The organism is Gemmobacter megaterium, from assembly GCF_900156815.1.
Taxonomy (GTDB): Bacteria; Pseudomonadota; Alphaproteobacteria; order Rhodobacterales; family Rhodobacteraceae; genus Wagnerdoeblera; species Wagnerdoeblera megaterium.
This window is the reverse complement of the sequence record NZ_FTOT01000010.1, coordinates 1-19,700: the sequence shown is the minus strand read 5'-3', so window position 1 is coordinate 19,700 and position 19,700 is coordinate 1. Positions and strand designations below refer to the sequence as shown.

Here is a 19,700-nt window from a genome sequence, read left to right as displayed (position 1 = left end):
CCCGCCCCGGATGGCAGGTCAGAACCGGGTTGCGAAATCGCGCCTGACGCTCAGGAACACGGTGTTCGACCGGGCCTGCGTGCCGGAACTGTCGCGCTGGCGGTGGCGGTAGCCGGTGTTCAGCGCCCAATCCTCGGTGATCTGGTGGCTGTAGCCCAGCCCAAGGCTGACATTGCGCACCGAGGTGCCGGTGGTCAGGTTGCGGCTGTCATGCAACCCCATGTCCAGCGACAGCGCCGACAGTTCGGTCACGCGATGCTGCCAGCCAAAGGTCGCGCTGGTGACTTGCCGGGTGCTGTCATTGCTGCCGGTTGCCAGCCCATGGTTGACCGCCAGACGGATCTGGCCATCGGGCAGCTCATGGGTCCAGGCGATATTGCCGTTCAGCCGCCGCCCGGCGGCATCGCCCCAGGTGACGCCCAACCCATAGGACAGCCCGCCGCGCAGCAGATCATGCGACCGGCCCAGGCTGATCCCATAGCGGGTGCGGCTTGCATCGCGCTTTTCCGCCGAGAGCCGGGCCGTCAGCCGGCCATCGGGCCGGTCATGCGACAGGCCAAGCGACAGCGACAGCGTATCACGGTCGGGTTGCAGCGCGGATTGGTTGGAAAACCGCGACCATCCCATGTCCAGCACCGCCTCGGTGACATTGGACAGGCTGAAGCGCAGGCCCAGCCCGGCCGACACCCGGCGGCTGTCCACCAGCGCGGGGTTGGTCACGCCCTGATAGCGGGTGCCGCGGATCCCGGCGCGCAGGGTGGTTCCAACGCGCGCCTGGTCGCCCAGGCGCAGCCGGGCATCGGCCCCATAGCTGGTCCGCCGCCCCGAGCCGGTCAGATCCTCCAGATCCTCGGGGGGCACGAATTCGCCGGTTTCGGGATCGAGAAAATCCTCGAACGGGCGCAGAAAGGCGATTTCATTGCTGGTCAGCCGGGCCGAGAGGCCGAATTCCCCGCTGGCCGCAGTCCGGGTATAGGACATCCGCAGCGAGGGATCCTGGAAACCGCCCTGCCCCTTGACCGCCCCCGACACCCCGCGCAGAACGCCGCTGCCACCGAACTGGAACGTCGCGGCCGGGGTTTCGCTGGTATAGCCGAACGACAGGCGGCTGGTCGATGTCAGGCTGGAGCCCTGGCTGGGCGCGCGCAGCGCCTGGTTGTCGCTGGCCTCGAACCGCTGGTCGAAGCCAAAGCGCAGATCCTGCCCAAGGGCCTGCGCCGACAGCGCAATCCCCCCGATCAGGACGACGCCGATGGCCAGTCCACGCCGGTTGCCCTGTCGCTGCCTCATTCTGCCGCCCCCGACGCTGTCTGCGGCACGGTCCGGCGCAAGGCCCCCGCGAAACCGCCTGTGCCAGAAGCTGCCCGCCGCGCCCCCTGCCCACATGTGTTATTCGAACAGGCGCCGTTGCGGGACCAGGATGACATCGCCATCCATCAGCGTCGTCAGACCGCTGCGGGTCTCACCCTTCACCATGGCATCGTAGTTGAAGGTATGGATCTGCTCGGCCCCGGTCGCGCGGTCCACCCGGCGCAGCTGGATGCGCTTGGTGGCGGCGAATTTGCTGAACCCGCCCATCTGCGCAAAGGCCTGCAACAGGGTGGTGTTGGGCGCCAGGTCGATCCGGCCGCTCTTGGCGCCTTCGCCCATCACGAAGACCCCGATGCTGGCCGCCTTGCCGGGGGCGCCGCCGGTCGCCCGCGCCTCGCCCAGCCGTTCCAGCGAGACAAAGACATTGGGCGCCACCGCGAAATTGCCGGCCAGCCGCTGGGCCAGTTCGCTTTGCACCGCCTCCAAGGGGCGCCCCGAGGCGCTGAACACCCCGGCCAGCGGCATCGAGATCCGCCCGTCGGGGGCCACGATGACCGAACGGTTCAGGCCCGGATCCTCAAGAACCTCGATGCGCAGCACATCGCCGGGACGCACCATGTATTGCTGGGCCTGGGCAGGGGCCCCGGCCAGCAGCGCAGAGCCCAGCAGGGCCAGCACGGCAAGGAGGATTCTCATCTTTCGTTCTCCCTCTCGGCAGGTCGGACCAGCGCGGGCGCCGGGCCGATGCCTTTGTGTTGATCTGTCCTAACGCACTTTGGCCTGCGGCAGAAGCCATGCGCGGCGACCGGGCCCGTTCTGTGCTGCATATCCTGCGGATCTGTGCTGGTCACGCCACAGAGCCCCCCGGTCAGGGCGCCTTTGCCGTCAGTTCGTCCAGCTTTTGCCGGGCGGTTTCCATCTGGGGCAGGCCGCTGTCCTCGCCCAGTTCCAGCGCCCGCGTCAGGGCGGCAATGGCATCGGCCTCGCGTCCGGGGGTGGCGGCATAGGCCATGCCAAGGTGGAACTGCGCCAGGGCATTCTCGGGCAGGCCGGCCGCTGCCGGTTCCAGATAGCGCAGCGCCTCCTCGATATTGCCGCGCCGGAACTCGATCCAGCCATAGGTGTCCTGGAAGGCCGGCGCCTCCAGCCCGCGCAGCCGCCGTGCGATGGCAAAGGCGCGTTCCAGATCCTCGGGGCTCTGGCGGTAGGTGGTGATCAGGCTGGCCAGGTTGTTGGCGATGACCGTGTTGCTGGTATCGAGCGCATAAAGCTCTTCGTAGATGCCGATGGCCGCGTCGGTATCGCCTGCCCGCTCGACATGGCCGGCCAGCAGCCAGCCCAGCATCAGCGACTTGGGCTTGCTGGCCCGCGCCGTGCGCAGCAATTCCCCGGCCTCGTCATCGCGTCCGGCCGAAATCAGCAGGCTGTAATACAGCCGGACGGTGTTTTCCGCGGCCGGCACCAGATCCAGCACCTGGCGATAGGCGGTTTCGGCCGCCTCGACATTGCCCAGCAACCCTTCGAGGATGGCGAGCATCTGCAACAGTTCGGGGTTCTGCGGATCCTGGGTCAGGCGCCCTTGCAGGAAGCTGCGGGCCTCCTGGGGTTTGCCCGCCCGCAACTGGGCATCCATCATCACCGCCAGGGTGCGCAGGTCGGTATCGCCCTGTTCGATCATGCCTTGCAGGAAGGCGAGGCTTTCCTCGTTGCGCCCACGGGCCAGCACCATGGCGGTTTCCAGCCTGCGCGCGGCTTCGGCGGCGGCGGGATCGGTCTGGGCCGACAGCGTGGCGATGATCTCTTGCGCGCGTTCCTCGTTGCGGTTGGCGATCTGGATCTCGCCCAGCAGTTCCAGCACGCCGACATGGCCGGGACTGGCGCGGCGGGCATCGTTCAGCACGGTCTCGGCCACATAGGTCCGGCCATCGCCCTGGCCCTCGCGCAGCAGGAACCGGGCATAGCGCAGCGATTCCTCGGGGGCATTCCCCGAAACCTCGACCGCCAGCGCCAGCCGTTCCCCGGCCAGGTCGCGGGCGCCCTCGCGTTCATGGGCCTGCGCCATCAGCGTCAGCACCTGGGCATCGCGGGGCGCCTGGTTCAACGCGGCCCGCAGATCCACGATCGCCTCGCCGGGCTTGTCCTCGGCGATCCGCCAGGCCGCGCGCATCTTGAGCGCATCGACATGGCCGGGATCGGCGGTCAGCACCTCCTCGATCCGGGCGCGGGCCCCGACCGGATTGCCCTCGGACAACAGGATCTGCGCCATCATCACCTTGATGCGATGCGTCTGTTCGTTTTCCGGCGCGTCCTTGAGCACGGTTTCCAGTTCGGCCACCGCCTCCTGGCGCCGGCCTTCGGAATAATCCTGCACCGCCCCCAGCGCGCGCCAGAATGCCCCCGTCGGGGTGTCGCGGGTCGCCTCTGCCAGACGGGTCAGTTCGGCACGCGCCGCGGCGGCCCCGCGGGTGGCCTGCAACATCTGCACCACGGCCACATGCCCCTCGATCGGGCCATCGTCCGGCCCGGCCAGCGACCGCAGAAAGGCCTCGGCCCCGTCCAGATCGTTGCGCCCCAGATACCAGGACAGCAGCCACTGGCGCACGGCCTCGTTCTGGGGGAAACGCCGGTGCATCTCGCGCAGCTGCTCCCCGACGGCCTCGGTCTCCTCCTGCTGGACCAGCAGGCGGAACTTCAGCATGTGGAATTCCTCGTTGTCGGGCTCTTCGGCCAGCAGGCGGTCGATCTCGGGCAGCGCCTGGGCCACGCTGTCGCCCGCCATCAGCGCGTCGATCACGATGCGCTGCGCGATCGGGTTGTCGGGCGCCTCGGCCAGCACCGCGCGCGCCAGATCGGCGGCCTCGGCCCGGCCTTCGGGGGACCGTCCGCTGAGCGCCGCGCGATAGGCCAGCGCGGCCGCGATGGCCCGGCTGGCAACCGGGGCGGGATCCAGTTCGACGGCGGCATGTCCGTGACGGTCGAATTCCAGCCAGTCGCCCCGCATCAGCGCCAGTTCGGCCAGCTTCTGGCGGGCCTCCAGCGTGTCGGGATATTGCTCGACCAGGCGCAGCAACTGCCCCGTGGCCTCGCGCATGTTGCCGCGCTCGAGCTGGATGGCGATATAGGTTTCCCTGGCTTCGCGGTGAAACCCGTTGAGCTGGAAGACATTGCGCAATTCGACCAGCGCGCGGTCCTGATCGCCTGCCTCCAGCAGGGTCAGGGCCGACTGGAAATGCCGTTCGGCCTTTTCCTCGGAGCTTTCACAACCGGACAGCATCAGCGTGCTGGCCAGCAGACCGGCAGCAAGCAAGGGAGAGAGAGCAAGGCGTCTGATCATGATCCGTTCGCAACACAGGGACTGTCGCGGCCCAGTTTCCCGCAAAGCGAGGCCAAAACAAGTCAAATCAAGGGCATTCCTGCCCGAAGGGGGCGGACCCGGACCGGCTAGTAGCCCGTGCCGCGGATCACCACCCGAACCGTGGCCAGCAGCAGCCGCAGATCGGTGCCCAGCGACAGGCGGTCTTCGTAATCGGTGTCGAATCCGGCGCGGGCGGCAAAGGTGGTCGCATTGCGCTCCGACACCTGCCAGGGGCCGGTGATGCCGGGCAGCAGGCGGTAATAGGCCTCGCCGGGATAGAGCGGGCGCTGGTCGGGCATCATGGGGCGGGGGCCGACCAGGCTCATGTCGCCCTTGAGCACGTTCCACAGCTGCGGCAGTTCATCCAGCGAGCTTTTGCGCAGCAGCCGCCCGACGCGGGTGATCCGGGGGTCGTGCTTCAGCTTCTGGGTTTCGTGCCATTCCTGGCGGGCGGCCGGGTCGGCCGCCAGATGCGCGGCCAGCAGCCGGTCGGCATCGACCACCATGGTGCGCAGCTTCCACAGCCGGTAGATGCGGCCGCCCTTGCCCAGACGGTCCTGGCTGTAGAACGGCGCCTTGCCGTCGCGCAGGAAGATGGCCAGGGCCAGAACCCCGACCAGCGGCAGCACGAAGGGCAGGCTCAGCAGCACCAGAACGACATCCAGCGCCCATTTCCCGGTGCGCCGGTATGACAGCCGGCGGGCGCGGAAAACCCCGCCGATCCCCACCGGCGCTGCAAGCGATTTTTCGTCAATCGACGCTTGCAGGTCACGATAATGAGTGGTCATGACATCCTCTTGAAAAAATCACCTTGTCCCACACCGGATGCCATTTGCCGCAAGCCGGCCACCCCCGGAGGAGGCAGGAAACCGACAGGTGAGGCTATGGCAGCACAAGGGGACGTTAACACTCTGGCAAGGATTCTCGCAAAGAGTTTCGAACCGGCTGCCACAAAATAGCCTTGATGGATCAATATTTTCGCCTGCCCCGGAAACAAAGCCGCGCCCGGCCGGGCACTGTTGCGCAGATGTGGCCGCCACTTCGGGCCGGGCGTGCGAATCTGCCGGAATTTCCCCTGTCGGCGCTGCAAATCTCCGCTTCGGCTTGCGCCAGGGGCGGGGCAACTGTATCCAGAAAAAGTGTTTTCTGCTGCGGGGGCCATGCCTGTTCGTTGCGACAAATTGATGCCAGAATTTGCCTCTAGGTCATCCACGTAATCATGTCGGGAGTATCATGGGGCGCTTTACGCTGGATATTTACAACGCGCATTTCGGATTGACCGAACGGCCGTTCTCCCTGGTTCCCGACCCGGATTTCCTGTTCTGGTCGCCCGCGCATCAGCGCGCTTACGGAATGCTGGAATTCGGCCTGGTGACGCGCGCCCCCATCACCCTGATCACCGGCGAGGTCGGGGCCGGCAAGACGACGCTGCTGCACCATCTGCTGCAATCGGTCTCTGAAGAGGTGCGGATCGGGCTGATCGCCAATGCCCATGGCGACCGGGGCGAGCTGTTGCGCTGGGTGCTGATGGCGCTGGATCAGCCTGCGGCCCCCGACAAGGGCTATGTCGATCTGTTCGCCCAGTTCCAGCACTTCCTGATCAGCGAATATGCCGCTGGCCGCCGGGTGATCCTGATCTTCGACGAGGCGCAGAACCTCAGCCGGGAATCGCTGGAAGAGCTGCGCATGTTCACCAACATCAATTCCAACAAGGACGAGCTGTTGCAGCTGGTGCTGGTCGGCCAGCCCGAATTGCGCGACATCGTGCACCGCCCGGATCTGACCCAGTTCGCACAGCGCGTCACGGCCAGTTTCCATCTGCCCGCGATGGATGCCCCCACCGTGCGCGGCTATATCGACCATCGCCTGCGCAAGGCCGGGGCCCAGACCGAAATCTTCACCCCCCAGGCCTGTGCGCTGGTGGCCGAGGCCGCCCGCGGCGTGCCGCGGCTGGTCAACCAGCTGTGCGATCTGGCGCTGGTCTATGCCTTTACCAAGAACGCCGCCCGCGTGACCCGAACCACCATCGAACAGGTGCTTGACGATGGGGTGTTCTTTGCCGCCGGCGCCCGCCCCCCTGCAACCGACGAGGCCAGCCCCATGTTCCAGCGCACCGACAGCAGCAGGGGATCCCCGGCATGAATTTCCGGTTCTATCTGTCGCTGTTCATGCGGCGGCTGCCCTATTTCCTGATCGCCCTCGCCCTGGGCACGGCGACCGGGGTCACGGTCTCGACCCTGCTGCCGCCGGTCTATGTCACCCAGGCCAGGCTGCTGGTCGAAAGCGAGCAGATCCCCGGCAATCTGGCCGCCTCGACGGTGCAGGTCGAATCCAGCGAGCGGTTGCAGATCATCCAGCAGCGCATCCTGACCCGCGCCAACCTGATCGAGATGGCGAACCGGCTGGGCATCTATGCGAACCTTCCGCCCGACCAGCGGATGAACCCCGATGAAATCGTCGCCGACATGCGCAACCGGATCGAGATCGCGGTCACCGGCGGCCCGGCCCGCCGGGGCGCCAGCGGCCAGGCCACCCTGGTCAGCGTGGCCTTCCGCGCCTCGACCGGGCAGATGGCCGCCACGGTGGCCAATGATGTGGTGACGATGATCCTGCGCGAGGATGTGGTCATGCGCACCGGCACCGCCGGGCAGACGCTGGATTTCTTTGCCCAGGAGGTGCAGCGCCTTGACCAGGAACTGGCCCGGATCGGCGCCCGGATCCTGACCTTCAAGACCGAAAACCAGGAGGCGCTGCCGGAAAACCTGGAATTTCGCCGCCGCCAGCAGGCAATGGAACAGGACCGGCTGGTCCAGTTGCAGCGCGACCGCGCCTTGCTGGAGGAACGCCGGTCCCGGCTGGTCACCCTGTATGAAACCACGGGCCAGGTGGAAATCACCAACAGCCGCAACATGACCCCCGAGGAACGCCAGCTCAAAAGCCTGCAGGACCAGATGAACGGGCTGCTGGCGGTGCTGTCGCCGACCAATCCACGCATCCTGATGCTGCAAGGCCAGATCGCCACGCTGGAACGCACCGTTGCGGCCCAGGGCGGGGCGGATACGGCCGGGCTGTCGGCCTATGAAATCCAGCTGGCCGATCTCGACGGCCAGATCGCCGCGCTGACCGAAGAGACCACCCGCATCGAGGCGCGTCTGGCCGAGCTGAAGGCCGCCATCGACGCCACGCCGCGCAATGCCATCGCCCTCGACACGCTGGAACGCGACTATGCCAACATCCGCGTGCAGTACAACCAGGCCGTGGCCAACAAGGCACGGGCCGAAACCGGCGACCTGATCGAAACCCTGTCGAAGGGGGGCCGGATCTCGGTGATCGAACAGGCCGTGGTGCCCCGCGCACCCACCAGCCCCAACCGCCCGATGATCGCCGCTGCCGGGGTCGGGGGCGGGCTGGCGCTGGGTCTGGCGCTGGTGGTGCTGCTGGAATTCCTCAACAGCGCGATCCGCCGTCCGGTGGATCTGACGAGCAAGCTGGGCATCACCCCCTTTGCCACGCTGCCCTATCTGCGGACCCGTCAGGAAATCCGCCGCCGCCGGGCCGTGATCGGGCTGGCCTTCCTGGCGGTTCTGGTGCTGATCCCCGTGGGCCTCTGGGCGGTGCAGACCTATGTCATGCCGCTTGACATGCTGTTCAACCGGCTTCTCAGCAAGCTGTCTCTGGCCTGAGGCGGGAAGGGAACGACCACCATGGAACGCATCCAGTCTGCCATTGCCAAGGCCCGCGCGGCCCGCAGCGGCCTTGACCCGGCCGATCCGGCCCCCGCCACGGGCCCGGCGCCCAATCCGGCGACCGCTGCGGGGCCCGCCCCCGCGCCCATGCTGCTGGGCCCCGCGCTGCGCCCGGCAGAGGCGACCGCCGCCTGGGAGGCGCTGCCCCTGTCGCCGCCCGACCGCGCCCTGCTGGAACGCCAGCGCATCATCGGCGGGACCGGCCATTCCGAAACCGGCGCCTTCGACATGCTGCGCACCCGCGTCCTGCACCAGATGCGCAGCAAGGGCTGGAAGCGGCTGGGCATCACCTCGCCCACACCGGGCTGCGGCAAGACGACCATGGTGATGAACCTGGGCTTCGGGGTCGCGCGCAACGCCGAACAGCGCTGCATCCTGCTGGAAACCGACCTGCGCCGCCCGTCCTTTGGCAAGAAGCTGGGCCTGCGGGGCGGCGGCGATTTCGCCAAGGTGCTGCGCGGCGAGGCGGAGTTCGCCCAGGCCGGGCTGCGCTGTGCGCAGAACCTGGCGATCGGGGCCTGTGCCGGGCCTGTCCGGGCCCCCGCCGAATTGCTGCAAAGTTCGAGCGCCCTGACCGCCCTGGCCGGGATCGAGGAGATCTATGCCCCGGATGTGATGATCTTCGACCTGCCGCCGATGCTGGCCGGGGATGATGTCATGGCCTTTGCCGGGCAACTGGATTGCGTGCTGCTGCTGGCGGCGGCCGAAACCACCACCGTCAAGGAAATCGACGTCTGCGAACGCGATCTGGCCACCCAGACCAATGTCCTGGGCGTGGTGCTGAACAAATGCCGCTACATGGACCGGACCGAGGGCTATGGCGCCTATGACTGACCGGGCGGCCGATGTTGCGCGCCGCGGCACAGCGGCGCGCGCAGGGCTGCGCGGTTGTTAATCTCGATCGGCGATGCTCTGCCCTGCCGGCCCCGGACCGACGGGGCCCTTGTTCCAGGGAAAAGCCACATGGATCCGTTCACCACCCACCATACCACCCTGACCGCCCCGGCCCAGGAGGGCGAATCCGTCACCCCGTCGGATAGCCAGCCGCTCGCACGGGTCAGCCGGGCGATCTATGTCGGAACCGGCGGCGATCTGCGCCTGCGTCTGGTCTCGGGCAGCGAGATCACCCTGGCCAATGCCCAGCCCGGCGCGCTGTATCCGGTGCGGGCCGCCCAGATCCTCGCCACGGGAACCACTGCGGGGGGGCTTGTCGCGCTGAGCTGATCGCGCGACACTGCGGCGTTGGAAAACACCGTATTCGCCTTTGATTTTTCACAATCCGGGTGCAGACAGAAGACGCCTCGCCCAAAGGATCGCCCGATGGCCCGCAGCCGCACCGTGCCAATGATCTCTGTCATCATCCCGCATCTCAACCAGCCGCAGATGCTGGCGCGGTGTCTGGCATCGCTGGCCTCGGGGCGCCGCCCGCCGGACGAGATCCTCGTGGTCGACAATGGCTCGGCCGAACTGCCGCAGGCGATCTGCCAGGCGCATCCCGCCGTCACCCTGCTCTACGAGCCGGTGCCCGGCCCCGGTCCGGCGCGCAACCGTGGCGTGGCCGCGGCGCGGGGCGATGTGCTGGCCTTCATCGACGCCGATTGCATCGCCGATCCGGGCTGGCTGGCGCTGGCCGAAACGGCGCTGGCCGATCCTGGCGCGGCCATCCTGGGCGGCGATGTGCGCATCGCCCTGGCCGATCCGGGGCGGCTGACCATGCTGGAGGCGTATGAATCCATCTATGCCTACCGGATGGATCTTTATATCGCGCAGCAGGGCTTCACCGGCACCGGCAATCTGGTGATGCGCCGCGCGGTGTTCGAGGATGTCGGCCCCTTTGGCGGGCTGGATGTGGCCGAGGACCGCGACTGGGGCCAGCGTGCCACCGCCCGCGGCCATGCCATCCGCTATGTCGCGGGAATGCGGGTCTATCACCCGGCGCGGGACGATTTCTCGGGGCTTTATGCCAAATGGGACCGCCACAGCGCGCATGATTACCAGGCGGCCTGTGCCCGGCGCGGCGGCAAGGCGCGGTTCCTGGCCAAGACGCTGGCCATGGGCCTGTCGCCCTTGGCCGAACTGCCACGGGTGGCCACCTGCGACCGCATCTCGGGGCTGCGGTCGCGGGCGCTGGCCTTTGCCGCGCTGGCCCGCATCCGCGCCTATCGCGCGCGGGTCATGTTCTGGCTGCTGGCCGGGGGCGATCCGGCCCAGTTGTCGGGGCGCTGGAACCGCCCGCGCCCTGCCGAATGACCCCGCCCCAGACAGGATCCTGCCTGCCATGACCGCCCTTCCCGATCCGCAGACCCTGTGCCGGAGCATTGCGGCCACCCTGCACGCGGCGCTGGCGCCGCTGGCCGCCGGGCGGCCCCGCTATGGGCTGCTGGATTACCCCAGCCACTGGAACATCGGCGACAGCGCGATCTGGGCCGGAGAGGCGGTGCTGCTGCGGCGCCTGCATGGCCGCGGGCCCGACCATGTCTCGCATGTGCGCTATGCCCCCGACCGGCCCGGCCGCCACCTGCCAGAGGACCGGCTGATCTATCTGCATGGCGGCGGCAATTTCGGCGATGTCTGGCCCGCCTATCAGACCTACCGCGAGGCGGTGCTGGCCCATCACCCGCGCCACCGGATCGTGCAACTGCCCCAGTCGATCCATTACCGCGATCCGGCCGCGATCGAGCGCAGCAAGCGCGCCATCGGGGCACATCGCGATTTTCATCTGATGGTGCGCGACCATGAAAGCCATGCCTTTGCCACCCGGCATTTCGACTGTCCGGTGATCCTGGCCCCCGACAGCGCCTTTTGCCTTGTGGCGGATCACCGCCCTGCCCCTGCGACCACGCCACGGGGTGTGGTGGCGCTTCTGCGCGACGACCATGAACAGCGGCCCGATGCGGCCGCCGGCCGGGCCGCCCTGCTGGCCGCCGGGGCGGTGGCCGAAGACTGGAACCGCCATTCCGCCCTGCGCCGCAAGGCCGAAAAGCTGGTGCTGGGCGGGGCGATGGTCGCTCCCGGCGCCCCGCTGGCCCGCCTTTGGGCGCAGATGTTCGACCGCATGGCGATGGCGCGGGTGACGCTTGGCCTGACCCAGATCGACCGGGCCGAAATCGTGGTCACCGACCGGCTGCACGGGCATATCCTGTCCAGCCTGCTGGGCAAGCCGCATGTGGTGATCGACAATTTCTATGGCAAGACCAGCCGCTTCATTGCCGCCTGGGGCCAAGACGACCGCACCCATGTCGCCCGCGACTATGCCGAGGCGCGCGCCCTGCTGGACCAGATGCCGCGCGGCTGAGCCTCAGCCCTTGCGGCGGATCAGGTCGCGCAGGCCCCGGCGCAGGCGTTCGGCACGGGCATGATGCAGGCTGCGCGGGGCGCCGTCCGGGTCAAGGACCGGGCGGCCAAAGGCCATCGCCGTGCTGCGCCCCCCGGCAATGGCCGCCACCAGCGCGGCTTCGGGATCGGCGCCGGGCGGGGGCGGATCGACCCCTTGCCAGATCGGCCAGATCTGGCGCAGGCGGTGAAAATCATGCCCGGCAAAGGCGGGCAGCCCGGTCTGGCGGATCAGCGCCAGCGCCTCTGGCCCATGGGCGATGCCATCGGCCTTGCGGTTCCACAACTCGATGCCATGCAACAGGCCGAACCAGGCCGGATCGACCTTGGCCCAGGCGCGGCGCCGGGCCGGATGGGCCAGCACCGCCACCCCGCCTGCCGCCTGCACATCGCGCAGCGTGTCCAGAACGGGGCGGTGTTCCCCCAGAAACCGCCCTACCCCCCAGGTCAGGATATGGATGTCATTGTCGGGCGAGGAATATTCGATCCCCGGCACCAGATGGCAGCGCGGGGTCGAGGCGGCGGCACAGGCCGCGCGATAGGCCGCAAACCGCTCCGGGGCAAAGCCGGTGTCATGCTCGGTCATCATCACGGCATCGGCGCCCAGCCGCCCATAGATCCGCGCGATCCGGTCCAGACTGTAGCGCCCGTCATAGGACCACAGCGAATGGGCATGGATCACCACGCGCATCCGCCTCATCGTTTGAACGCCTGCCGCAGGGTCCAGACCGTATCGCGCAGCACATAGCCCCGATGCGCCGGATCATGGTTGTAGAACTGCCGCAGCCGGGCCGGGGCCAGCACCCCGCGCAAGCTGTGCCAGAACCGGGGCCAGCCCTGGCGGTGAAAGGCGGTCCTGGGTCCGCGCAGCACGAACAGCAGATGCAGCAGATCGCGCCCTAGATTGCGCACCGGGCCCCGCAGTGGCGGCAGGCCCGACAGCGGCACCGGCCGGAACCCCGGATCCGCCTGCGCCGCCACCGCCCAGGCCGGATATTCCAGCCCCTGCCGCCGGGCCAGCGCCAGCGACCCCCACATCCGGCCATTCAGCTCCATGAACCACAATCTGCCATCGGCATCGCGCAGGAATTCCATCATGAACGGTCCCCGCCAGCCACAGGCGGCCATGAACCGCGCGATCCCCGCACAGGCCCCCGGATCGGGCCGTTCTGCCGCGCAGGCCGAAGACCCCGACCCATGCGGGTTCATCATCCGCACCCGCCGGTGGGCCGACCAGGCCAGCACCCCTTCGGCTGTGGCAAATCCGAAAATCCCCTCGCCGGTCCCGGCGATCAGCGGCTGCATCAGAAAGGGCTGGCCGCTGCGCGTGGCCAGATCGTCCAGCCCGGCCCGGTCCGCATCGGCCAGCAGATAGCGCGTCGGGCCTTTCTCCAGGCCCTGCGGCCCCACCTTCACCGCCAGCGCAGGCTTGACGATGGCCGGCAGGGGAAACCCGGCAGGGGCCGGGGATCCGGCCTCCAGGATCACGGTTTCGGGCACGTTCAGCCCGGAGAGCCGGGCCAGTTCGCATTGGCGCCGCTTGTCCAGCGCGATGCGGGCCTGATCGCCGGTGGCCCCGGCCACCCGCGGATCGGCCCCCAGGGCGGCATCCACCAGCCACAGCCCGGCATCGTCCAGCGGCAACACCACATCGGGCGCCTCTGGCCCGGCCATCAGCGCCTGCACCGCGGCCACCGCCGCATCGGGATGATGGCGCAGATCGTGCAGAACATGCAGGCCCCGCAGCGGCAGCCGGGCCAGCGGCAGCGCCGCCGTGCGGCCAAAGGCCGATACCTCATGCCCTGCCGCGCGCAGGGAGAACACCACCTCGGGGGCGGGCAAAGCCTCGGCAAAGCCGATCAGGACATGGGCCATGGTCTACTCCCAGCGTTTCTTCAGGCGCGCGGCGGCGCGGCGCAGGCGCCGGGCCAGCGGTTCGGGCTGCGCCAGCAGGCGGTCGATGCGGGCCGGGGTCATGTCGGCCCGCACCGAGGTGCGCGGCAGCGGCAGCCGCCCCGAATGCACCGGCCCGCCATCCGAGCTGTAGACGGCACCGAACGGGCGGCGGGCCAGTTCGGCCAGCACCCGCCGGTTGTAGCGGCCAAAGGGGATCGCCGCTTCGGTGACAGGGCGGCCGATGGCCTGGGTCAGAACGGCGGTGGACTGGTCCAGCTCGCGCCGGAATCCGGCCGCGTCCAGCCCGGTCCAGTCGAGATGCGCCGCCCCATGCGTGCCGATCCGGTGCCCCATCCCCAGCAGGCGGCGCAGATCCGCCGCCGACAGGCTGGCGCTGTCCTCCAGCCGGTCGGACAGGGCAAAGAAGGTGGCCGACAGCCCGTGCCGGGCCAGCCCCTCGGCACCGATGGCCAGATCCGACAGGTTGCCATCGTCAAAGGTGATCCCGATCGGGCGGTGCTGCTGGTGATGGCGCACAAGGGCCAGCACCTCGTCGAACATGGCCGGGCTGATCCAATAGTCCGCCTCGCCCGGCTCGCGGGTCAGCGGCTGGTCGCCGATGCCGTGAAAATTCAGTATGATCAATCGCATCGGTCCGGCCCACCCGCCAATCCGGACCAAGGCTATTGCAAAGCCACCCCCCTGTCGAGGCGCTGCCGCGGGGCCGGGGCCGGAACTTCGGCGCTTGACCGGGGCCAGCCCATGCAGGACAACCGCAGGGGCCTGCCAGAGGACGGATGCCCGTGACCGCGACCCTCCATACGACCGTGATCGTCACCCGCAACCGGCCCGAGGCGCTGGCCCTGGCGCTGCCGCTGCATCTGCGCGCCAGCCGCCTGCCCGCAGAGCTGCTGGTCATCGACAGTTCGGACGATCCCTCCGCCAATCAGGCGCTGATGGCCCGGCTGGCCCCGACGACCCCGGTGCCGCTGATCCATGTTCCCAGCCCGCCGGGCATGACGGTGCAGCGCAACATCGGCCTGGCCAGGGTGCGCACCGAGGTGGTGTTCTTTCCCGACGATGACAGCCTGCTGTTGCCCGGCGCCATCGAGGCGATGCTGCGCATCTACGATCTGGACACCGGGGGCCGGATCGGTGGCGTCTGTTCGGCCGAATCCCATGCGCCGCCGCCCGATGTGCTGGACACCGCTGCCAGCGCCTATCGCATGACGCTGGCCGACCGGCTGCGCGCCCGGATCAGCCAGCCGCGCCGCCGGTTCGAGGAACGCTATGTCCCCGATCCCTTTCATCTGGCCGCCGAACGGCTTTATGCCCGCCTGCCCCCCGCCCCGGACTGGCTGGCCGGGGAAGAGGCGATCACCGTGCCCTGGATGACGGGGTTCCGCATGTCGTTCCGCACCGATGTGATCCGGCAGTCCGGCTTCAACGAGGCGCTGGGGCGCTATGCGCTGTTCGAGGATGTCGATGCCGGGTTCCAGGTGCTGCGCAGCCATCTGCTGGTGGGCGCGCGCAAGGCCCGGATCTATCACCACAAGGCGCCGCAGCGCCGCGCCAATGGCCGCGCGCTGGGGGCGATGCAACTGCTGAACCATGCCTATGTGATCGCCCGCTCGGGCCAGACCGACCGCGCGGTCCAGCGCGCGCTGCGCCGGTTCGAACGCTACAAGATCGCGCAATATCTGGCCGGGGCACGCGGAGAGTTCGGCCGCGACCGGCTGGCGGGGGCGCGGGCGGCGGCACGGGTGGGGATGGATCTGCTCATGGCCCCGCCCGACCAGGTGGATGCGCTGTATCTGGAGCTGCGCGCGGCCTGTTTCGCCTCGGAGGATTAGGCGCCGGCCCGGATCCCGCGCTGCGCCATCCGGGCCTGCATCAGCCCGACCAGCGCCTCCTCGTAGCGGTCCAGCCGCGCCAGGCCCAGGGCCAGGGCCGACCGGATTTCGGCTTCCAGCACCACGCGGGTTTCCAGCGCCGCGATCAGGCTGCGGCGGATGCTGTCGGCATCGTCGCGGGTGCAATCCACCGTGCGATCATAACCCAGGCTGCCGAACAGACCCGCAAATTTGCGGCTATAGGCCATGGGCACCACCGGCACGCCCGAGGAAAACGCCGCGATACAGGCATGCATCCGCGCCCCGGCAAAGAAATCCAGCCCGGCGATATGGCTTTTCGCATCCGAGGGCGAGGCAAAGGCCGGGGCCACCGTGACTGCCGGAAATTCGGCCGCCAGCGCCTGCGACACCGCCATGTCATCCTCGACCCCGCCGCGGCCCGTGATCACATGGGGCACCAGATGCACCTGGCAGCCCAGCGGATGGGCCAGCAGATCGGCGATCACGCCGCGCATCAGGGCCGGATAATCGACCGACAGGCCGAACATGTTGTTGCGGGTATAGCCGCCGTTCATCAGCAGGCCCGAGACATTCAGCCCCACCTGCAACGGGCGGCCAGGATCGCGCGGCGGCGGCGCGGCATAGGGCAGCCGCAGCGCGACATCCGAGGCCTCGACCAGATCGGCGCGCCCCATCTCGCGGGCGATGCGGGCCGACATGTCGTCGCGGGTGGCCACGATGCGGCTCAGCGCCATGGACCGCGCGGCGAACCAGCGTGCGGTGGCGCCCTTGAACGGCCCGACGGTCTGCGGCGCCATCACGAAGGGCCGCCCCAGCGCATGGGCGATGTATTTCATCGCCATCATCCGCCGCAGCCGCGCCCCGCCATAGATATCGGCAAAACTGTCGCCGCCGCCGATATCGACCACCATATCGGCATCGGCGATCATGCGGGCATAGACCCAGGGCTTGAGGATGTCGCGGGCGCGGATCGGGCGGATCTCGATATCCGGCCCGGTGACATAGGGCACGCGGCGGTCCTTCCAGTCGACCACCAGAAAGCGCACCGGGGTTCCGGCCCGTGCCGCCGCCTGACGCAGGATGTCGATATCGGCGACCGTCAGGGCGCCGACGCCCATGTTGTCGGAGCGGGTGGAATGGGCGATCAGCGCGATCTTGAGCATGGTGCTACCTTTGCGTCAGTCTTGGGGCCGGGGGGCAGCCGGGCGGCGGCGGCGCAGGGCCCGCCGCGCCATGCCAAGGAAATTGCGCCAGACCACCCGCAGCCCCCCCTGCCGCGCGGCCGCGCGCAGGCCCAGCCCGCGATAGCGCGGCACCGGGCGCCCCAGCAGCCATAAGGCCGCCAGCCGCCCCAACAGGCCCTGCCGCCGGCTGCGCTGTCCGGGCTGGATCGCGGCCAGTCCGGCCGGATCGAAGGGGCTGGCCACCAGGCGGCCCGCCGCCCTGGCACCGGCCAGCAGATCGGCCCCCAGCGCGGTGCGGGCCACGATCAGGCTTTCGCCCTCGGCCTCTTCGAACAGCGGATAGCCATCGGCATCGGCCTCCCAGGCATCGGCAAAGACCAGATCGGCCGCCGTGCCGGTGCCATCGGCACAGATGCGGCAGCGATGCTGGACATGGGCCGACAGCACCTTGCCCCAGCTTTCGGCATAGCTCATCTGCCGCACCGTGCCATCGGCCAGCGTGGCGCTGGCCAGACCGGGCCAGCCCATGCCGCGATAGCGAAAGGCGCGCACCGCCGCGGGATCGGCCCCCATCCGCTCGACCACGCGCCGCGCGCCGGTCAGCGACGGCGTGCCCGCGCAAAAGAACGACAGCACCACCGGCACCGCCTGGGCCAGCGCCGGATCCTGCGCGGCCAGCGCGCGGAACGCCGCCACATCGCAGGGCTTGCCCACCAGCGCATGGCGGGCGCCGGGGATCAGCCGCGCGCGCAGCCCCGCCAGCGGGCTGGCCGGCGCATAGCGCGACCCGGCCGCCGCCAGCACCCCGGCCCGGTCGCGCACCAGGGTGGTCCGGTTGCCCAGCGGATTGTCCGGATCGGCCTCGGTCACAAGAACCGCATCGACGGTGCCGCTGTCCAGCAGCCACAGCGCCATCGCGCTCAGCCCGCCGCCCGAGGCCCCGGCATGGCGCAGCGCGGGATCGGCGGCATGGCCCTTTGACATCGCCAGGAACGGTCCCCAGAGCGGATGGTCGGGCCGCCCGCCCGCCACGACGGTCTGGCCAAGGCCGGGGCAGATCTGCGTCAGGACGGCCTCCTGTGCCGGATCCAGCGCGGCACTCTGGACCGGGCGCAGGAACCCTGCGGCATCGGGGGCCATCGCAATGCGATCCGGCGCCAGCGCCGCGCATCCGCCGCAACCGGAACACAGATCGCCACGGGCAACACGGGCAAGGCCGGGGGAAAACGGATCGGGCATCAAGGTCTGCAATCTCGGTCTGCTCGCTGTCTTAAGACCCGGTTTCGCGCCGGATTGCCACCATTTAATGGCCAATCCATGGCAGGCACGGCACGGTCTTGCCGCTTGACAGGGGGGGCCAAAGCCCGGACAAGCAGGGCGGCACGCCCGGAAGACCCCCGATAGCCCATGTTCCGATCCTTTGCGCTGATCCTCTCGGGCAATCTGTCCAACACGCTTCTGGGCATGTTGCGCAGCCTGCTGGCCGCCGCGCTGATCAGCCTGGAGGATTTCGGCATCGCCGCCACCTTCATGGTGGCCATGGCCGTGATCGAGATGGTCTCGGCGCTGGGGCTGAAACAGCAGATCGTGCAGGCCCGCGAGGGCAATGACCCGGCCTTTCAGGCGGCGCTGCAAGGGTTCCAGGTGCTGCGCGGCCTGGTCAACGGGATGGCGCTGGTGGTTCTGGCCTGGCCGATGGCCTGGTTCTTTGGCCTGTCCGATCTGGTCTGGGCCTATCAGTTGGTCGCCCTGGCCCCGGTGCTGCGCGCCTTCGAACATTTCGATGCCCAGCGGCTGGCCCGGCAGATGAACTACTGGCCCACGCTGATCTCGGGCGCGCTGCCCGCGCTGGGATCGCTGCTGGCGGTCTGGCCGCTGTATCTGATGTTCGGCGATTTCCGGGTGCTGCTGTTTGCGGTGCTGTTGCAGGCCGCCCTGTCGGTGCTGGCCAGCCATCTGGTGGCCCGGCGGCCCTATCAGCTGCGCTTTGACCGGGCCATCATGGCCACCAGCCTGCGCTTTGGCTGGCCGATCATGCTCAATGGCATCCTGATGTTCGTCATCTTCAATGGCGACCGCATGATCGTGGGGCGCGAGCTGGGCATGGCCACGCTGGCGGTGTTTTCCATGGCGCTGTCGCTGACCATGGCGCCGGTCGGGCTGCTGGCCGGGGTGCTGAGCAAGTTCTTCCTGCCCCAGCTTTCGGCCAGCAAGGACGATCCGGCAGAATTCGCCGCCTTGTCAGTGGTGACGATCCAGGCCCATCTGGTGCTGGGCGCGCTGCTGGTGGCGGGGGTCGGCCTGCTGGGCGGGCCCCTCCTGCATCTGGCGCTTGGCGAGAAATATGCCGCCGCCATCCCGCTTCTGACCTGGCTGGCGCTGATGCAGGGCTGCCGGGTGGGCAAGGGGGCCAGTTCGGTCATCGCCCTGGCGGTGGCCCGGACCGGCAATGCCACCATCGCCAATATTCCCCGCGTGCTGCTGCTGTTGCCTGCCTGGTATGCCGCCGCCACCGGCCAGGGCCTGCTGGTGGTGATCTGGCTGGGCATCCTGGGCGAGATCCTGGGCCTGGTCATTGCGCTGTGGCTGGTGATGAGCCGCCTGTCCCTGCCCTGGCGGCCGCTGGTGCCGGTGCTGATCGTATCGGCGGTCCTGGCCGGGGTGGCCATCGCTCATGCCAGCCGTCTGGCCACGGGGGGCTGGATGCCCGACCCCTGGACGGGGGCCGGGCTGGCGATCCTGCTGGGGCTGTCCCTGGCGGCCTCGCGCCAGTTGCGCGGCTATGTGGCGCGGCGCCAGATCCGGCGCTACGACGAAAGCTGATCCCCGCGCTGCACCGCCCCGATCAGCGCGGTGCCGTTGTCGGGAATGGCCGTTCCGCGCAGGTCGGTGGCATAGGGGGCGCCTCCGGCCTCGATGGTCGGGAGGGGGCTGGCGGCCTTGGGCGTGGGCAGGCCGGCCACCGTCTCCCACAGATCGGCAGGGTCCAGCGCGGCGGGGG

General features: G+C 69.0%; 18 protein-coding genes. 8 read left to right on the top strand and 10 right to left on the bottom strand.

What is annotated here, in order from left to right; genetic code table 11:
- Positions 1-18 precede the first annotated feature (18 nt).
- From BW970_RS17315 to BW970_RS17300, 4 genes are all read right to left on the bottom strand, one after another.
- Entirely contained in the window at positions 19-1,290 is a 1,272-nt protein-coding gene (locus BW970_RS17315; RefSeq protein WP_076533792.1) for a porin family protein, read from the bottom strand.
- Positions 1,291-1,389: 99 nt separating this feature from the next.
- Positions 1,390-2,007 carry a polysaccharide biosynthesis/export family protein gene (locus tag BW970_RS17310; RefSeq protein ID WP_076533789.1) on the bottom strand — a complete coding sequence of 206 codons (618 nt, stop codon included), beginning with the start codon at positions 2,005-2,007 and terminating at the stop codon, positions 1,390-1,392.
- Positions 2,008-2,179: 172 nt separating this feature from the next.
- A complete protein-coding gene (locus BW970_RS17305; protein WP_083701349.1) occupies positions 2,180-4,645 on the bottom strand; it encodes a tetratricopeptide repeat protein in 2,466 nt (821 codons plus the stop codon).
- 107 nt (positions 4,646-4,752) lie between these two features.
- Positions 4,753-5,454 (bottom strand): sugar transferase, encoded by a 702-nt coding sequence (locus BW970_RS17300; RefSeq protein WP_076533787.1) that lies wholly within the window; start codon positions 5,452-5,454, stop codon positions 4,753-4,755.
- 445 nt (positions 5,455-5,899) lie between these two features.
- On the opposite strand from BW970_RS17300, the gene BW970_RS17295 reads away from it, so the two are divergent.
- From BW970_RS17295 to BW970_RS17270, 6 genes are all read left to right on the top strand, one after another.
- On the top strand, positions 5,900-6,808 hold the full coding sequence (locus BW970_RS17295) for an ExeA family protein (protein WP_083701348.1): 909 nt from the start codon (positions 5,900-5,902) through the stop codon (positions 6,806-6,808).
- Positions 6,805-8,349, top strand: a complete 1,545-nt coding sequence (locus BW970_RS17290) for a GumC family protein (protein WP_076533785.1) — start codon at positions 6,805-6,807, stop codon at positions 8,347-8,349. Before BW970_RS17295 ends, BW970_RS17290 begins: the two co-directional genes overlap by 4 nt.
- Positions 8,350-8,370: 21 nt before the next feature.
- Complete coding sequence (locus tag BW970_RS17285) at positions 8,371-9,246, top strand: CpsD/CapB family tyrosine-protein kinase (protein WP_076533783.1); 876 nt, start codon at positions 8,371-8,373, stop codon at positions 9,244-9,246.
- Between the two features lie 129 nt (positions 9,247-9,375).
- Positions 9,376-9,636, top strand: a complete 261-nt coding sequence (locus BW970_RS17280) for a spike base protein, RCAP_Rcc01079 family (RefSeq protein ID WP_076533781.1) — start codon at positions 9,376-9,378, stop codon at positions 9,634-9,636.
- A 96-nt stretch (positions 9,637-9,732) separates the two neighbouring features.
- Positions 9,733-10,662, top strand: coding sequence for a glycosyltransferase family 2 protein (locus tag BW970_RS17275; RefSeq protein WP_200799310.1), 930 nt, complete (start codon positions 9,733-9,735; stop codon positions 10,660-10,662).
- A 28-nt stretch (positions 10,663-10,690) separates the two neighbouring features.
- Complete coding sequence (locus tag BW970_RS17270; RefSeq protein WP_076533779.1) at positions 10,691-11,707, top strand: polysaccharide pyruvyl transferase family protein; 1,017 nt, start codon at positions 10,691-10,693, stop codon at positions 11,705-11,707.
- A gap of 3 nt (positions 11,708-11,710) precedes the next feature.
- On the opposite strand, the gene BW970_RS17265 is transcribed toward BW970_RS17270, so the two are convergent.
- Genes BW970_RS17265 through BW970_RS17255 form a run of 3 tightly spaced genes read right to left on the bottom strand, consistent with a single transcriptional unit; the run spans position 11,711 to position 14,292 of the window.
- On the bottom strand, positions 11,711-12,445 hold the full coding sequence (locus BW970_RS17265; protein WP_144039005.1) for a PHP domain-containing protein: 735 nt from the start codon (positions 12,443-12,445) through the stop codon (positions 11,711-11,713).
- On the bottom strand, positions 12,442-13,620 hold the full coding sequence (locus BW970_RS17260; protein WP_076533775.1) for a hypothetical protein: 1,179 nt from the start codon (positions 13,618-13,620) through the stop codon (positions 12,442-12,444). Before BW970_RS17260 ends, BW970_RS17265 begins: the two co-directional genes overlap by 4 nt.
- 3 nt (positions 13,621-13,623) lie before the next feature.
- Entirely contained in the window at positions 13,624-14,292 is a 669-nt protein-coding gene (locus BW970_RS17255; RefSeq protein ID WP_076533773.1) for a polysaccharide deacetylase family protein, read from the bottom strand.
- 152 nt (positions 14,293-14,444) lie between these two features.
- Here BW970_RS17255 and BW970_RS17250 point away from each other — a divergent pair, with 152 nt between their 5' ends.
- Positions 14,445-15,494, top strand: a complete 1,050-nt coding sequence (locus tag BW970_RS17250; RefSeq protein ID WP_159441461.1) for a glycosyltransferase family 2 protein — start codon at positions 14,445-14,447, stop codon at positions 15,492-15,494.
- Here BW970_RS17250 and BW970_RS17245 read toward each other — a convergent pair.
- Together BW970_RS17245 and BW970_RS17240 are read right to left on the bottom strand one after the other, a co-directional pair.
- Positions 15,491-16,678, bottom strand: a complete 1,188-nt coding sequence (locus BW970_RS17245; protein WP_076533770.1) for a polysaccharide pyruvyl transferase family protein — start codon at positions 16,676-16,678, stop codon at positions 15,491-15,493. The two genes, BW970_RS17250 and BW970_RS17245, sit on opposite strands and share 4 nt — an antisense overlap.
- 15 nt (positions 16,679-16,693) lie before the next feature.
- Positions 16,694-17,950: a Coenzyme F420 hydrogenase/dehydrogenase, beta subunit C-terminal domain gene (locus BW970_RS17240; protein ID WP_229740548.1), complete on the bottom strand. Its 1,257-nt coding sequence runs from the start codon at positions 17,948-17,950 to the stop codon at positions 16,694-16,696.
- 156 nt (positions 17,951-18,106) lie between these two features.
- Here BW970_RS17240 and BW970_RS17235 point away from each other — a divergent pair, with 156 nt between their 5' ends.
- Positions 18,107-19,522, top strand: coding sequence for an oligosaccharide flippase family protein (locus BW970_RS17235; RefSeq protein WP_076533768.1), 1,416 nt, complete (start codon positions 18,107-18,109; stop codon positions 19,520-19,522).
- Here the strand turns inward: BW970_RS17235 and BW970_RS20795 are convergent.
- The coding region (locus tag BW970_RS20795; protein ID WP_159441460.1) for a hypothetical protein at positions 19,507-19,700 on the bottom strand (194 nt) is incomplete at its 5' end. The two genes, BW970_RS17235 and BW970_RS20795, sit on opposite strands and share 16 nt — an antisense overlap.

What these genes read in the sequence shown, in the direction of transcription:
- BW970_RS17315 (WP_076533792.1), bottom strand. Translation starts at nt 1,290, where the DNA reads ATGAGGCAGCGACAGGGCAACCGGCGTGGACTGGCCATCGGCGTCGTC.
- BW970_RS17310 (WP_076533789.1), bottom strand. Translation starts at nt 2,007, where the DNA reads ATGAGAATCCTCCTTGCCGTGCTGGCCCTGCTGGGCTCTGCGCTGCTG.
- BW970_RS17305 (WP_083701349.1), bottom strand. Translation starts at nt 4,645, where the DNA reads ATGATCAGACGCCTTGCTCTCTCTCCCTTGCTTGCTGCCGGTCTGCTG.
- BW970_RS17300 (WP_076533787.1), bottom strand. Translation starts at nt 5,454, where the DNA reads ATGACCACTCATTATCGTGACCTGCAAGCGTCGATTGACGAAAAATCG.
- BW970_RS17295 (WP_083701348.1), top strand. Translation starts at nt 5,900, where the DNA reads ATGGGGCGCTTTACGCTGGATATTTACAACGCGCATTTCGGATTGACC.
- BW970_RS17290 (WP_076533785.1), top strand. Translation starts at nt 6,805, where the DNA reads ATGAATTTCCGGTTCTATCTGTCGCTGTTCATGCGGCGGCTGCCCTAT.
- BW970_RS17285 (WP_076533783.1), top strand. Translation starts at nt 8,371, where the DNA reads ATGGAACGCATCCAGTCTGCCATTGCCAAGGCCCGCGCGGCCCGCAGC.
- BW970_RS17280 (WP_076533781.1), top strand. Translation starts at nt 9,376, where the DNA reads ATGGATCCGTTCACCACCCACCATACCACCCTGACCGCCCCGGCCCAG.
- BW970_RS17275 (WP_200799310.1), top strand. Translation starts at nt 9,733, where the DNA reads ATGGCCCGCAGCCGCACCGTGCCAATGATCTCTGTCATCATCCCGCAT.
- BW970_RS17270 (WP_076533779.1), top strand. Translation starts at nt 10,691, where the DNA reads ATGACCGCCCTTCCCGATCCGCAGACCCTGTGCCGGAGCATTGCGGCC.
- BW970_RS17265 (WP_144039005.1), bottom strand. Translation starts at nt 12,445, where the DNA reads ATGAGGCGGATGCGCGTGGTGATCCATGCCCATTCGCTGTGGTCCTAT.
- BW970_RS17260 (WP_076533775.1), bottom strand. Translation starts at nt 13,620, where the DNA reads ATGGCCCATGTCCTGATCGGCTTTGCCGAGGCTTTGCCCGCCCCCGAG.
- BW970_RS17255 (WP_076533773.1), bottom strand. Translation starts at nt 14,292, where the DNA reads ATGCGATTGATCATACTGAATTTTCACGGCATCGGCGACCAGCCGCTG.
- BW970_RS17245 (WP_076533770.1), bottom strand. Translation starts at nt 16,678, where the DNA reads ATGCTCAAGATCGCGCTGATCGCCCATTCCACCCGCTCCGACAACATG.
- BW970_RS17235 (WP_076533768.1), top strand. Translation starts at nt 18,107, where the DNA reads ATGTTCCGATCCTTTGCGCTGATCCTCTCGGGCAATCTGTCCAACACG.